A 14,607-nucleotide genomic window follows, 5' to 3' on the forward strand; every position below is an offset into this window, starting at 1 on the left:
GAGCCGAGGTTAGAACCAGTACGTGGGGTATGTCCGGCCCGTCGCACGGGCGGCCCCGAGGCCGACGCCGACGAGGACGGCACAGGCGAGGGCGAGAAGGCCGAGAAACGACCAGAGCGGCGGGGACTGGAGGGCCACGATCACGGCGGTGGCCGCGGCGGGCGAGTGCGGGGTACGGGCCAGCATCATCACCCCCAGGGCGAGGCCGCCCGCGACGGCGGCGGACCAGAGGCCGGGGCCCGCGGCGGCGAGGACGGCGAAGCCGGTGAGGGCGGAGAGCAGCTGGCCGCCGACGACCGAGCGCGGCTGGGACAGCGGCAGGTCGGGGGCGCCGGCGACCAGGGCCATGCTCGCGGCGAGCGGCGGGATGAGCAGGGGCTGGTGGAGCACGGTCCCGACGGCGACCAGGATCAGGAGCGCGGCGACGCTGCCGGCGGTGGAGAGGAGAAGGACCCGGGGGCGGGGGCGCGGGGGCGGGCCGGGACGACGGGCGGCTCCGGCGGGGGGCACCACGGGGGTTCCGGTGGCGGGGACGGTTTCGGCGGGGGGCACGGCGGGGGCGGTGGCGGGCAGGGTGGTGTCGGGGGCCGGGGTGGTGGTCACGGGGTCCTCGGGGTGTCGGCGGGTGTCGGCGGTCGGTCGGAGGCGCGTGGTGCGCGGTGCGCGGTGCCGCGGGGGTCAGGCCACGGTCGGGTTGGCCGGTGAGTACTCCGGGGCCGACCAGCGCAGCGGACTGCCGGCCGGGGTCTCGGCCGTGCGCTCGACACGGAAGCGGGTGACGCGCCCCTCGGGACCGTACTCGGTGTGGGCGAGGCCGCTGAGCTGCAGGGTCGTCCCGGTCTCCCAGTCGAGGAAGAGCAGACCGGCCCGCCCGTCCGACTCCAGGTTCCCCAGGGTCAGGAACATCGCGTTGCCGGGGTAGTCGCGCCAGCTCAGCTCGCGTGGCGCGTCCACCCGGACGAACCCGGGGTTGCCGCCGCGATGGCTGGTGTCCACGCCGTCGGGGGCGGCGCTGGCCACGAAGAAGGTGTCGGCGGCACGGACGCGGCGCACCTGGTCGGGGCTCAGCACCTCGCCGTGCCGCACGGCACCGGTCTCGGAGCGGTCGGGATCGGAGCCGTACCACTCCCGCTTCTGGAGGTATTTGGGGCAGTTGGAGAAGACCTGTTCGGCCTCGATCGTGAAACCGCGGGCGCTGGGGCGGGCGATGCCGTTGAGGCGCATCCGGCGGCGGGTGCGGGGGTCGAGGGCGAGGGTGCCGACGGGGGTTCCCCCGGGGGTGATCGCGTCGGCGAGCGGGTCGTGGGCGGGGATGCCGCCGGCGACGGAGACGGTGTCCGGGCCGGTCGCGCGGGCGAAGCCGGGCGGGCCGGTGAGGAGGGTGGACCAGACGCGGCCCGCCCGGTCCGCCGCGCCGATCATCAGCATCGGCTGCGCCTCCAGGAAGGCGGCGGCGACGGGGCGGATGCCGGGCGTGATGGAGCGGCCCACGTGTTCGGCGAGGTCCTGGACGCCGAGGCGGGCCTGCACGGCTCGTGAGCCCTGGTGGTAGGCGGGCGTCGCGAGGTGGCCGGTGTTCTGGGCGCCCATGGGGTCCTCCTGGGGGTGCGGGCGTGGGGACGGGGTCGGCCGGGCCGCCTCTTCCGGATCTCGCCGGTCGAGTGGGATCCGGAAGGGACGGCCTAGAAGAAACCGCAGGTGGGGGCGGAACCCGAGGGGGCCTCGGCGCCCTCCGCGCCCCGGGGGACGGAGATCTCCAGGCGGGTGCCGTCGGGGTCGTGGAAGAAGATGCCGCCGGAGGCCGCGCCCTCGTGGTGGGCCACGACGCCTTCGTGGGCGAAGGTGGCGCCGCGGGCGGTGAGCGCCGCCTCGGCGGCCCGTACGTGGTCGAGGGACTCGGCCTCGAAGGCGAGGTGGTGGAGGCCCGCGCGGCCGGGGGCGTAGGCGTCGCCGGCCTGCTGCCAGAGGGTGAGGACCAGGCGGCCGTCCTGTCCGAGGAAGGCAAAGCGGCTGTCGCCCTCCTTGCCCTCGCCGAGGGTCTCGAAGCCGAGGACCTCTCCGTAGAAGGCGAGCGAGCGGTCGAGGTCGGTGACGTTGAGGCCGACGTGGTGGGTGGCGAGTGTGCCGATCGCGGTCATGACGGTTCTCTCCCTGGCGCGGTCGACCCCTCTCGGGCTAACCTCTTAATTCGACTTTAAGGGTTAGGCGTGAGAGGAGTCAACCGCTCACGTACTCTTGAGGGGTTAGTTCACCGAGGAGGATTCACCGCATGACCGCCACCGACCCACGGCCGCTCACCGGCGAGCCCGTCTCCCTGGACCTCCTCAACACCCGCTGGAACGAGGAGGGCGTCCGCCAGGACCTGCTCACCGGGGTCGAGGGCCTCGCCGTCTGGCTCACCGCCAACGGCCTGCGCGAGCGGTTCACCGCCGACGCCACCACCCTGCGCCACACCCTCGCCGCCCGGGACGCGCTCGCCGCGCTCGTCGACCGGCCCGGCGACCCCGCCGCCACCGCCCGCGTGGACGCCGTGCTCGACCACGGCCGCATCCGGGCCACACTCACCGCCGAGGGCCCCGGCGAGCGGCCCGAGTTCGCGGACCCCGCCTGGGGCCCCGGCTGGACGGCCGCCCGCGACTACCTCGATCTGCTGCGCGACGCCCCGGACCGCATCCGGGCCTGTGCCCACGAAGCGTGCATTCTGCACTTCTTCGACACCTCGCGGAACGGCACGCGCCGCTGGTGCTCGATGGCGATCTGCGGCAACCGCGCCAAGGCCTCCCGTCACTACGCCCGAACGAAGGAGAACTGACGCCCCGGTTGAGGCGGGTTCGTCCCCTGTGACGCATTGGGCGCGCTGGCGGGTTTGTGCCGCGGCGTAAACCCGGTCACCGGCAACTCTCCACAAACCCCTGTCATTTGCGAAAGGCTGAGCGGTCTTCCGGCACCGATATCCGGACCCTCTCTTTCACAAACAGGGATGCTCATGACCACACCCGAAACTGGGAGCGCCATACCCGGGCGCTCCGCACACGGGCACAGACGTGCGGCGCGCATCGCGGCCGCCGCCGGTCTCGTCGCCGCGCTCGTCGCGACCGGCGCCGCGCCCGTGCTCGCCGCCGACGACCCGGCGGTCACTCCCCCGGTCAAGGCCTCGGACTCCGCCGACAAGCTCGGCACCATCGACGCCCAGCGGCTCATCGAGGCGCAGGCCGGCGGCGAGAAGAACGTCACCGTCCTCGTCGCCACCGTGCCCGGTGCCACCGAGCAGGTCGCCGCCCAGCTGGACGCCGTCGCCGGCGCCTCGGTCGGCAAGCAGCAGGACGCGCTCGGCTACGTCCGCGCCACCCTGCCGACCGCCAAGGCCGAGGCGGCCATCAAGGCCGCCACGAAGCTGTCCTCCGTCCAGTCCGTCGACCTCCAGGCCGAGATCCCCCTGGACGACCCGACGCCGGACGCGGGCGCCGCCTCGGGCGGTGTCGAGGGCACCACGGTCACGAAGACGTACCCGGCGCCGAGCAAGAAGACCCCGGCGAAGAACCCGTACAACCCGTCGCACGAGACGGGCGCGGTCGACTTCGTCGAGGACCACCCGAAGGCCGACGGCCGCGGCGTGACCATCGGCATCCTGGACTCCGGTGTCGACCTCGGTCACCCGGCGCTCCAGAAGACCACCACCGGCGAGCGCAAGATCGTCGACTGGGTCACCGCCACCGACCCGATCACCGAGAGCGACGCCACCTGGCGTGTGCAGAACGCCCCGGTCGCGGGCCCGGTCTTCACCGCCGCCTCGCAGAGCTGGAAGGCGCCCGAGGGCTCCTACCAGTTCAGCCGCTTCGCCGAGGCGGTCACCGCGGGCGGCGACCCGGCCGGTGACATCAACCGCGACGGCGACACCACCGACGTCTTCGGCCTGCTGTACGACCCGGCGGCCGGCACCGTCCGTGTGGACACCGACCAGAACAACGACTTCACGGACAACGCTCCGATGAAGCCGTACAAGGACGGGAACCAGGTCGGCTACTTCGGTACCGACAACGCGACCACCGAGGTCGTCGAGAAGACCCCGTTCGTCGTGGAGATCCGCAAGGACGTCCCGATGGACCCGTACGGCGGCAGCTGGGTCGGCCAGAAGCGCGACTTCGTCAACGTCGGTCTCGTCGAGTCCTCCCACGGCACGCACGTCGCCGGCATCACCGCCGCCAACAGCCTCTTCGGCGGCCGGATGAACGGCGCGGCCCCCGGCGCGAAGATCGTCTCCTCGCGCGCCTGCACCTGGACCGGCGGCTGCACCAACACCGCCCTCACCGAGGGCATGACGGACCTCGTCGTCAACCGCGGCGTCGACATCGTCAACATGTCGATCGGCGGCCTGCCGCAGCAGAACGACGGCGACAACGTCCGCTCGCGCCTCTACACCCGCCTGATCGACACCTACGGCGTCCAGCTGGTCATCTCGGCCGGCAACTCGGGCCCCGGCATCAACACGATCGGCGACCCCTCGCTGGCCGACAAGGTCATCTCGGTGGGCGCGGCCGTCTCCAAGGACACCTGGGCCGCCAACTACGGCTCGGCCGTCGAGAAGAAGTACGCCATGTTCCCCTTCTCCTCGCGCGGCCCGCGTGAGGACGGCGGCTTCACCCCGACGATCACCGCCCCCGGCTCGTCCGTGAACACCATCCCGACCTGGCTGGCCGGCGCCGGTGTTCCCGAGTCCGGCTACGCGCTGCCCGCCGGCTACGGCATGCTCAACGGCACCTCGATGTCCTCGCCGCAGGCGGCGGGCGCGAGCGCGCTGCTGCTCTCGGCCGCGAAGCAGAAGGGCATCGCCCTCTCGCCGCTGACCCTGCGCACCGCCCTCACCTCGACCGCGCAGCGCATCCCCGGTGTCGCCGCGCACGAGCAGGGCTCGGGCCGCATCGACATCGAGGAGGCCTGGGAGTCGATCAAGGACGGCGCCACGGCGCACGACTACAAGGTCGAGGCCCCGGTCGACACCGCGATCTTCCCGGCCCCGCACACCGGCACCGGTGTGTACGACCGCGAGGGTGACCTCAAGGTCGGCCAGAAGCGCGTCTACGACGTCACGATCACGCGCACGAGCGGCCCGAACCGGTCGATCGAGCACGAGCTCGACCTCAAGTACAACGACGGCACCTTCCGCATCCTCGGCGACGACGAGATCGACCTGCCGCTGAACAAGCCGGTCACCGTCAAGCTCCAGGCCCGTGCCGCCACCGCCGGCGCGCACAGCGTCATCCTGGAGGCCGACGACGAGCGCACCGAGGGCGTCGACAAGCAGATCCTCGCCACCTCGATCGTCGCGAGCGACCTGGCCGCCCCGGGCTACGGCTTCTCCGCCTCCGGCTCGGTGCAGCGCAACAGCACCAAGCACTACTTCGTCACCGTGCCCGCGGGCGCGAAGACGCTGGAGATCTCGCTGGCCGGTCTGAAGGCGAAGAGCCAGACCCGCTTCATCGCGATCCACCCGTACGGCGTGCCGGTCGACCCGACCGCCACCACGGGCTGCTACCCGCACTACAACCCGGCGAACACCTGCCGCCCGGACCTGCGGTCCTACCCGAACCCGACGCCCGGCGTCTGGGAGATCGAGGTCGAGTCCCGCCGTACGTCGCCGGACCTGGACAACCCGTACACCCTGGGTGTCTCCGTCCTCGGCGCCGACTTCGACCCGGCCGTCCAGACGGTCGCCGAGGCGAAGATCGGCACGCCCGCCCCGGTCCAGTGGACGGTCACGAACCGCTTCGCGGGTATGGAGGGCACCCTCAAGGGCGGCTCCCTCGGCTCGCAGAAGAGCGAGACGCCGACCATCCAGCACCACGAGACGCAGACCCGCACCGTCACCATCGGTGAGGGCGTGGAGCGGCTCGACATCGGGATCGGCAACACCTCCGACAAGGCCGCCGACCTCGACCTCACCGTTCTCCTGAACGGCACCCAGGTCGCCCAGTCGGCCGACGGCGACTCGGAGGAGTCCGTCTCCCTCGTGAAGCCGGCCGCGGGCACGTACACCGTCGTCGTCGACGGCTACGCGGTCCACGCCGCGGGCGGCACCACGTACGACTACAAGGACGTGTACTTCTCGTCCGCGCTCGGCACCGTCCAGATCGACGCCGCGAAGAAGTACCCCCTGGCCAACGGCGCGTCCGCCCAGGTGTCGGCCGAGGTCCTGGTCGCCGGTGCGGCTCCCGAGGGCCGTCAGTTCTTCGGCGAGGTCCAGCTGGTCAACGCCCGCGGCACCGTCGCGGGCGCCGGCAGCGTCCTGATCGGCGCCGTCACCCCGTAGTACCCGCGGCATCCCGCAGGTGAAGGGGGCGGGCACCGGAACCGGTGCCCGCCCCTTTCGCGTCCCGACACTCGTCCGTCCCTTGGACAATGGATTGGACAAGGTGGCACGGGACATACGCATCATGGACCGGCAGCAACCTGCACATACGTACGGAGGAGTCCCCGTGAAGGTCGGAATCGTCGGAGCCACCGGTCAGGTCGGCACAGTCATGCGCAGCATCCTGGCCGAGCGCTCGTTCCCGCTCGACGAGCTGCGGCTCTTCGCCTCCGCCCGCTCCGCCGGCACCGTCGTGGACGGTGTCACGGTCGAGGACGCCTCCACGGCCGACTACACCGGGCTGGACATCGTCCTGTTCTCCGCCGGTGGCGCCACCTCCAAGGCCCTCGCCGAGAAGGTCGCCTCCCAGGGCGCCGTCGTGATCGACAACTCCTCCGCCTGGCGCCGTGACCCCGAGGTCCCGCTGGTCGTCTCCGAGGTCAACCCGCACGCGATCAAGGACCGCCCCAAGGGCATCATCGCCAACCCGAACTGCACCACGATGGCCGCCATGCCGGTCCTCAAGCCCCTCCACCAGGAGGCCGGCCTGACCGCGCTGATCGCCACCACCTACCAGGCCGTCTCCGGCTCCGGTGTGGCCGGTGTCGCCGAGCTGCGCACCCAGGCCTGTGCCGTGGCCGAGAACGCCGACCAGCTGGCCTTCGACGGCGAGGCCGTCGAGTTCCCCGAGCCCGCCGTCTACAAGCGCCCGATCGCGTTCAACGTGGTCCCGCTGGCCGGCTCGATCGTGGACGACGGCTCCTTCGAGACCGACGAGGAGCAGAAGCTCCGCCACGAGTCCCGCAAGATCCTGGAGATCCCCGGGCTCAAGGTCTCCGGCACCTGCGTCCGCGTCCCGGTCTTCTCCGGCCACTCCCTCCAGGTCAACGTCCGCTTCGAGCGCCCGATCGGCGTCGAGCGCGCCTACGAGCTGCTCGAGGACGCCGAGGGCGTCGTGCTCTCCGAGATCCCGACCCCGCTCCAGGCGGCCGGCAAGGACGCCTCGTACGTCGGCCGCATCCGCGTGGACGAGACCGTCGACAACGGACTGGCGCTCTTCCTCTCCAACGACAACCTGCGCAAGGGCGCGGCGCTGAACGCCGTGCAGATCGCGGAGCTGGTCGCGGCCGAGCTCAAGGGCGCCTGACGCCCCGAACCGGTACGAGGGCGGCCATCCGGAGACGGGTGGCCGCCCTCGCGCGTTCGCCCGGGAGAGCTCCCGTGTTCGCCCTGGGAAATGTCTCGTGCGCCGCCGACACACCCCGTGGAAGGATGGGCCAAACATCACAAAACCGAGGAGTTGACCGGGTGCCTGGCACAAACCTGACCCGCGAAGAGGCTCAGCAGCGGGCAGCGCTGCTCACCGTGGACGCGTACGAGGTCGAACTGGACCTCTCCGGTGCGCAGGAGGGCGGCACCTACCGGTCCGTCACCACCGTCCGCTTCGATTCCGCCGAGGCCGGTGCCTCGACCTTCATCGACCTGGTCGCGCCCGCCGTGCACGAGGTCGTCCTGAACGGCCGCGTGCTCGACGTCGCCGTCATCTTCCGCGACTCGCGGATCGCCCTGCCCCACCTCGTCGAGGGCCGCAACGAGCTCAAGGTCGTCGCCGACTGCGCGTACACCAACACCGGCGAGGGCCTGCACCGCTTCGTCGACCCGGTCGACGACCAGGCCTATCTGTACACGCAGTTCGAGGTGCCGGACGCGCGTCGCGTCTTCGCCTCGTTCGAGCAGCCCGACCTCAAGGCGACCTTCCAGTTCACCGTGAAGGCGCCGAGCGGCTGGTCGGTGATCTCCAACTCGCCGACGCCGGAGCCCAAGGACGACATCTGGGTGTTCGAGCCGACGCCGCGCATCTCCACGTACATCACCGCGCTGATCGTCGGCCCCTACCACTCGGTGCACTCGTCGTACGAGAAGGACGGGCAGACGGTCCCGCTGGGCATCTACTGCCGTCCGTCGCTCGCCGAGTTCCTCGACGCGGACCACATCTTCGACGTCACGCGCCAGGGCTTCGACTGGTTCCAGGAGAAGTTCGCGTACGACTACCCGTTCGCGAAGTACGACCAGCTCTTCGTGCCGGAGTTCAACGCGGGCGCGATGGAGAACGCGGGCGCGGTCACCATCCGCGACCAGTACGTCTTCCGCTCCAAGGTGACGGACGCGGCGTACGAGCGGCGCGCCGAGACGATCCTGCACGAGCTCGCCCACATGTGGTTCGGCGACCTCGTGACCATGGAGTGGTGGAACGACCTCTGGCTGAACGAGTCGTTCGCCACCTACACCTCCGTCGCCTGCCAGGCCTCGGTGGCGGGCACCCGCTGGCCCAACGCCTGGACGACCTTCGCCAACGCGGAGAAGACCTGGGCCTACCGCCAGGACCAGCTGCCGTCGACGCACCCGATCATGGCCGAGATCAACGACCTGGAGGACGTGCTCGTCAACTTCGACGGGATCACGTACGCCAAGGGCGCCTCGGTCCTGAAGCAGCTCGTCGCCTACGTCGGCCAGGACGAGTTCTTCAAGGGCGTCCAGGCCTACTTCCAGGCCCACGCCTTCGGCAACACCCGTCTGTCCGACCTCCTCGGCGCCCTGGAGGAGACCTCAGGACGCGACCTGAAGACCTGGTCGAAGGCATGGCTGGAGACGGCCGGCATCAACATCCTCCGGCCGGAGATCGAGACCGACGAGAACGGCTCCATCACCTCCTTCGCCGTCAAGCAGGAGGCCCCGGCGCTGCCCGCCGGAGCCAAGGGCGAGGCCGTCCTGCGCCCGCACCGGATCGCGATCGGCTTCTACGACCTCGACGCGGCCGGCAAGCTGGTCCGCACCGAGCGCCTCGAACTCGACATCGAGGCCGCCGAGCTGACCGCCGTACCGCAGCTCGTGGGCACGTCCCGCCCGGCGGTCGTCCTCCTCAACGACGACGACCTGTCGTACGCCAAGGTCCGCCTCGACGAGGTGTCCCTGAAGAACGTCACCGCGCACCTCGGCGACTTCGCCGAGTCGCTGCCGCGCGCCCTGAGCTGGGCCTCGGCCTGGGACATGACCCGCGACGGCGAGCTGGCCACCCGCGACTACCTGGAGCTCGTGCTCTCCGGTGTCGCCAAGGAGTCCGACATCGGCGTGGTCCAGTCGCTCCAGGGCCAGGTCAAGGCGGCCCTCGACCTGTACGCGGCGCCGGAGTGGCGCGAGGCCGGACTGACCCGCTGGACCGACGCGACGCTGGCGCACCTGCGGGCGGCCGAGCCGGCGAGCGACCACCAGCTGGCGTGGGCGCGCGCCTTCGCGACGACCGCCCGCACCCCGCAGCAGCTCGACCTGCTCGCCGCCCTCCTCGAGGGCCGCGAGACGATCGAGGGCCTGGCCGTCGACACCGAGCTGCGCTGGGTCTTCGTGCAGCGGCTCGCGGCGACCGGCGTCTACGACGAGACGGAGATCGCCGCCGAGCTGGAGCGCGACCGCACCGCCGCGGGCGAGCGCCACGCGGCGACCGCGCGCGCCGCCCGCCCGACGGAGGCGGCGAAGGCGGAGGCCTGGACCGCGGTCGTCGAGGAGGACAAGCTGGCGAACGCCGTGCAGGAGGCCGTCATCGGCGGCTTCGTCCAGACCGACCAGCGCGAGCTGCTCGCCCCCTACACGGCGAAGTACTTCGCGTCGATCAAGGGTGTCTCGGAGACCCGCAGCCACGAGATCGTCCAGCAGATCGTGGTCGGCCTCTACCCGACGCTCCAGGTCTCGCAGGAGACGCTGGACGCGACGGACGCCTGGCTCGCCGAGCACAACCCGGCCCCGGCGCTGCGGCGTCTGGTGACGGAGTGCCGCGCGGGCGTCGAGCGCGCGCTCCGGGCGCAGGCGGCGGACGCGGCCGCGTCCGTGTGACAGCCGTGAGGTGAGGAAGGGCCCCCGGACCGTCGGTCCGGGGGCCCTTTCGCTCCCGTGTGAGGTCCGCCCGGCGGGCGGGCGTCGGCGCGCGGCCGCTCCGCCGGGCGGAAGTCCGGGGATCCCGCGCGTCAGCCGCCGAACGCCGTGAACCGGGCGCGCAGATCGGCCGCGCCCTGCTCCGTGAGCGCCCCGTGCAGCCGCATCCGGGCGACGCCGCCGTCGGGGAAGGCGTCGAGGCGGACATGGGTGACGACGGCCTGGGCGGGCAGCTTGAAGCGGTGCAGGGTGTCGGGCTGGAGCTTGGTCCGGGGGACGATCTCGAACCACTCCGCGCCTCCCGAGGGATCGCCGTTGCATCCCTGGAGCGCGATCCAGCCGGCCGAGTTGCCCTTGAGATAGGCGGTGTCGATCTCGACGGCGCGGACGGCGCCCTGCGCGGCGAGCCGGAAGCGCACCCAGTCGTTGGTGCCGCGGACCCGGCGGCGGCGGTTCTCCCAGCCGTCGTCCATCTTGCGGGAGGTGCCGGGCAGGATGATCTGCGTCGGCGAGGAGTAGAACCTGTCCGAGGCGTCCTCGTACGAACCGCCGTTGAGTACGGAGATCAGGTCGAGGGTGCCGAGCAGCTCCAGCCACTCGGGGTCGGGCACGACCTCGCCGTGGACGCGGAGGCGGGCGATGCCGCCGTCCGGGTGCTGGCAGACCCGGACGTGGGTCCAGCGGCGCTCGGCGGTGACGGTGAAGCCGTTGGCGGCGTGGCCCCGGACGGGGGTCGGCGGGACGAGCTCCTCCCACGTGGCGTCGAGCAGCTCCTCGGGGCTCGGCGAGCCTTCCGCGGCGGTGGCCTGGACGCTCACCCGCTGCGGGTAGTTGCCCCGGAAGTGGGCGGTGTCGACGACGATCCCGCGGATGACTCCGGGGGCGCCGAGGCGGACGATCGCCCAGTCGTGGTCCTCGGGGGCAGGGAAGACGTTCTCGGCGTCGGCGCCGCGACGGCGGCGGGTCTCCCAGCCGTCCATGATCTTGCCCTTGTGGCCGAAGTGCTCCGGGTCGAAGACGGCCCGTTCACGGACGAGGAGGTTCTCCCGCTCGGCGAAGAACTCGTCGTTCGCGGCGACGACCCCGGCGCCGAGACGGCGGTCCGCGAGGTCGACCAGCTCGGTGAAGGGGAAGTCACCGGTGCGGTAGTCGGCGTACGGGTCGCCCCCGGCGTAGGGGGCGGCGTCGTTGGCGTGCGGGTCCTGGTCCTGGTCCGTCTCGAAGGTCATGCGTCGACTGTGCGCGCACAGGACCTGGTGGGTCCATCGAATGTTTTCGACAGGTACCTTCAGCTCTGCTGAACGATTTCCCGTTCGGTCGCCGCCTGCCGGAGCGCGGCGAGCACCCGCGCCACCGCCGGGCCCTCCTCCGCGCCGCGCCGCACCGCCGCGACGACATGGCGACGCGGCTGGTCGGCGGCGAGGACGCGCATGACGACCCCGACGCCGCCCCGGCGCTCGGCGGAGGCCATCCGGGGCACCAGGGCGACCCCCATCCCGGCCTCGACCATGGCGAGGATCGCCGTCCAGCCGGACGCGCTGTGGGCCTGCTCGGGCACGAAACCGGCCGCCTCGCAGGCCGCGGTGGTGATCTCCGACCAGGGCCCCGAGCCGCCGAAGATCCACGGCTCGGCCGCGAGGTCGGCGAGCCGCAGCCCCGGCGCGTCGGCGCGCGGGTGCCCGGCGGGCAGCGCCACGTCGAGGGGGTCGGCGAGCAGCGGGACCCGGCTGAACTTGGGATCGTTCGCGGAGGGCGCGTGGGCGGCGAGCGAGAGCGCGAGATCGACCTCGCCGGCCGCGAGCAGCTCGTACGCCTCCGCCGCCTCGGCCTCCCGGATCCGGACGTCGAGCCCGGGACGGGCGCTCCGCAACTGCCGTACGGCGGGCACGAGGAGCGCGGGCACGGACGTCGAGAACGCCGCCACCCGCACCTGACCCGCCTCCCCCCGCAGATAGCCGTCGAGCTCGGCGTCGGCGCGCTCCAGCTGGGCGAAGACCACCTCGGCGTGCCGCAGCACCAGATGGGCGGCGTCGGTGAGCCGGACCCGGCGCCCCTGGGCCTCCAGGAGTCGCACGCCGAGCTGCCTGGCGAGATTGGTGAGCTGCTGCGACACGGCGGAGGGGGTCATGAGCAGGGCCTCCGCGGTCGCGGTGACGGTGCCGCGGTCACGCAGGGTGCGGAGGATCTGGAGCTTCTTGATGTCCCACTCGGTCATGGGGCGCAACCTATCGGGCCGAGCTCAGCGCCACTCCGCCGAGGATCAGGGCCATGCTCGCGCCGCCGAGCAGGCCGAGCCGTTCGCCGAGGAGGGCGTACGAGAGGAGGGCGACGCAGACGGGCTGGAGGTAGTAGACGATCCCGGCGCGGGCCGCGCCGACGAGGGAGACGGCCTTGTTCCAGGCGAAGAAGGCGACGGCGGAGGAGAGCACGCCGACGTAGACGAGCGGGCCGACGGTGCCGGTCGTGGGCTCGAAGCCGCCCTGGGTCGCGAGGCTGACGACGTACAACGGAAGCAGCATCAGGGCACCGAGGAGGAAGGTCGCGTAGAGGAAGACGAACCCGCCGAGCCCGTCCGGACGGCGCTTGAGCAGGGCGCTGTACGAGGCGAAGCTGAGCGCCGCGGCGAACATCCACAGGTCTCCGGCGCCGAGCCGGACCGGTGGCGCGCCCTTGCCGACCAGCAGCAGCACACCGGTGCAGGCGATCACCATGCCCGTCACGCGCCGGGCTCCGAGCCGGGCGCCGCCGATCCGCTCGAAGAGTGCCATGACCACCGGCGACGCGGCCATGATCATGCCCATGTTGCCGGCGGAGGTGGTGAGTCCGGCCTGGTTGACGAGGGTGTTGTAGACGGTGATGCCGAGCAGCGAGGCGAGGACGACGAAGCCCGCGTGACGGCGGATCAGGCGCCGTTGACGCCAGGTGGCGCGGGCGGCGAAGGGGGTGACGGCGAGGATCGCCACGATCCAGCGCCAGAAGGCGGCCTGGACGGGCGGGACGGTGTCGTGCAGGGCGCGGGCGGCGACGAAGCTGCCGGACCAGACGACGGTGGCGAGCAGGGCGAGGAGCACGCCGAAGCCGGCGCCTCGGACGGGCGCCGGCTTCCGGGTGACGGTTTCGGTGGCGGATTCGGGGGCGGTGCCGGTGGTCGCGGTCGAGGCGGACTCGGTGGCGGTGGCGGTGGTCGCGATCGAGGCGGTTTCGGCGGCGGTTTCGGCAGTCGTTCCGGTGGTGGTCGCGGTCGGGTGGCGGGCGGTGATCGGGCTCATGCCGCCTACCGTCGCACCCCCGAAACCTCCAGGTCCATCGAAACTTCCTGACCGTTCCTTTCAGCTGAGCTGAACGGTTTGATGCTTTCCGGAGCGGGGGCCTTCGCGCCTGACCCCTTCGGAGTACGGGGCGCCGTCTGACCGACCAGGGTCGCGCCGAAGGCGATCGCCATGCCGAGCAGCTGCACCGGGCCGAGCGCCTGGCCGAGCGCCGCCCAGCCGATGATCGCCGCGGCGATCGGCGAGAGCGGCCCGAGGAGGGTGACCGAGGAGGCGCCGAGCCGCTCGATGCCGCGGAACCAGAGGAAGTACGAGATCGCGGTGTTGCCGAAGGCGAGGTAGGCGTAGCCGGCCAGGTGGGTGCCGGTCAGGGCCGGCGGGGCACCCTCGACCAGGAAGGCGATCGGCAGGATGACCAGGCCGCCCGCGGTGAGCTGCCAGCCGGTGAGCGCGAGGGCGCCGACGCCCTCGGGGCGGCCCCAGCGCTTGGTGAGGACGACGCCCGCCGACATCGACAGGGCGGAGAGCAGTCCGGCGAGCACACCGACCGTGTCGAACGCCGCCCCGGCCTTGAGGACCACGAGGCTGACGCCGAAGGCCGCGGCGACGGCGGTGAGCAGGGTCCTCACCGTGGGCTTCTCACCGAGGAGGAGGGCGGCGAGGCCGACGACGAAGAGCGGGCCGACCGAGCCGACGACGGCGGCGATTCCGCCGGGGAGCCGGTAGGCGGCGAGGAAGAGCAGCGGGAAGAACGCGCCGATGTTGAGGGCTCCGAGGACGGCGGACTTCCACCACCAGGCGCCCCGCGGGAGCTTGCGGGTGAGCGCCAGGAGCAGGAGCCCGGCGGGCAGGGCGCGCATCAGGCCGGTGAAGAGCGGCCGGTCGGGCGGCAGGAACTCCGTGGTGACGAAGTAGGTGGAGCCCCAGGAGATCGGGGCCAGGGCGGTCAGCGCGACGACGGCTGCCTTGCGTGACATGACGGTTCCCCCTCGATGCGGATGCCGGTACCGCGGGTGCGGGACTGGCTTGGCGGTAATTAACTTACCACTAAGCTACTTACTTGCAAGT

Annotated in this window: 11 protein-coding genes; 4 read left to right on the top strand and 7 right to left on the bottom strand. The window is 72.0% G+C overall.

Annotated elements, in window-relative coordinates:
• Positions 1-9: 9 nt before the first annotated feature.
• The 3 genes from IE311_RS01475 to IE311_RS01485 all read right to left on the bottom strand — a co-directional run bounded on the left by IE311_RS01475 (position 10) and on the right by IE311_RS01485 (position 2,138).
• Positions 10-603, bottom strand: coding sequence for an HPP family protein (locus IE311_RS01475; protein WP_373313721.1), 594 nt, complete (start codon positions 601-603; stop codon positions 10-12).
• A gap of 75 nt (positions 604-678) precedes the next feature.
• Positions 679-1,590: a PNPOx family protein gene (locus IE311_RS01480; RefSeq protein ID WP_189829640.1), complete on the bottom strand. Its 912-nt coding sequence runs from the start codon at positions 1,588-1,590 to the stop codon at positions 679-681.
• Positions 1,591-1,682: 92 nt separating this feature from the next.
• Complete coding sequence (locus tag IE311_RS01485) at positions 1,683-2,138, bottom strand: VOC family protein (RefSeq protein WP_189829641.1); 456 nt, start codon at positions 2,136-2,138, stop codon at positions 1,683-1,685.
• Positions 2,139-2,269: 131 nt separating this feature from the next.
• Here IE311_RS01485 and IE311_RS01490 point away from each other — a divergent pair, with 131 nt between their 5' ends.
• The 4 genes from IE311_RS01490 to pepN all read left to right on the top strand — a co-directional run bounded on the left by IE311_RS01490 (position 2,270) and on the right by pepN (position 10,231).
• A complete protein-coding gene (locus IE311_RS01490; protein ID WP_189829642.1) occupies positions 2,270-2,812 on the top strand; it encodes a CGNR zinc finger domain-containing protein in 543 nt (180 codons plus the stop codon).
• Positions 2,813-2,986: 174 nt separating this feature from the next.
• The gene (locus IE311_RS01495) at positions 2,987-6,307 is read left to right on the top strand and encodes a S8 family serine peptidase (protein ID WP_189829643.1); all 3,321 of its coding nucleotides are present in this window, start codon (positions 2,987-2,989) and stop codon (positions 6,305-6,307) included.
• 166 nt (positions 6,308-6,473) lie between these two features.
• A complete protein-coding gene (locus tag IE311_RS01500; protein WP_189829644.1) occupies positions 6,474-7,493 on the top strand; it encodes an aspartate-semialdehyde dehydrogenase in 1,020 nt (339 codons plus the stop codon).
• Positions 7,494-7,654: 161 nt separating this feature from the next.
• Positions 7,655-10,231, top strand: a complete 2,577-nt coding sequence (gene pepN, locus IE311_RS01505; protein ID WP_189829645.1) for an aminopeptidase N — start codon at positions 7,655-7,657, stop codon at positions 10,229-10,231.
• A gap of 131 nt (positions 10,232-10,362) precedes the next feature.
• Here the strand turns inward: pepN and alc are convergent, their stop codons facing one another.
• The 4 genes from alc to IE311_RS01525 are packed head-to-tail and all read right to left on the bottom strand — an operon-like array spanning position 10,363 to position 14,516.
• Positions 10,363-11,499, bottom strand: coding sequence for an allantoicase (alc, locus tag IE311_RS01510; protein ID WP_189829646.1), 1,137 nt, complete (start codon positions 11,497-11,499; stop codon positions 10,363-10,365).
• A gap of 59 nt (positions 11,500-11,558) precedes the next feature.
• Entirely contained in the window at positions 11,559-12,485 is a 927-nt protein-coding gene (locus tag IE311_RS01515) for a LysR family transcriptional regulator (RefSeq protein WP_189829647.1), read from the bottom strand.
• Positions 12,486-12,495: 10 nt separating this feature from the next.
• Positions 12,496-13,539: a DMT family transporter gene (locus IE311_RS01520; protein ID WP_229901659.1), complete on the bottom strand. Its 1,044-nt coding sequence runs from the start codon at positions 13,537-13,539 to the stop codon at positions 12,496-12,498.
• Positions 13,540-13,544: 5 nt separating this feature from the next.
• Positions 13,545-14,516, bottom strand: coding sequence for an EamA family transporter (locus tag IE311_RS01525; RefSeq protein WP_189829648.1), 972 nt, complete (start codon positions 14,514-14,516; stop codon positions 13,545-13,547).
• Positions 14,517-14,607: the final 91 nt, after the last annotated feature.

The organism is Streptomyces zaomyceticus (assembly GCF_014656215.1).
Lineage (GTDB): Bacteria > Actinomycetota > Actinomycetes > Streptomycetales > Streptomycetaceae > Streptomyces > Streptomyces zaomyceticus.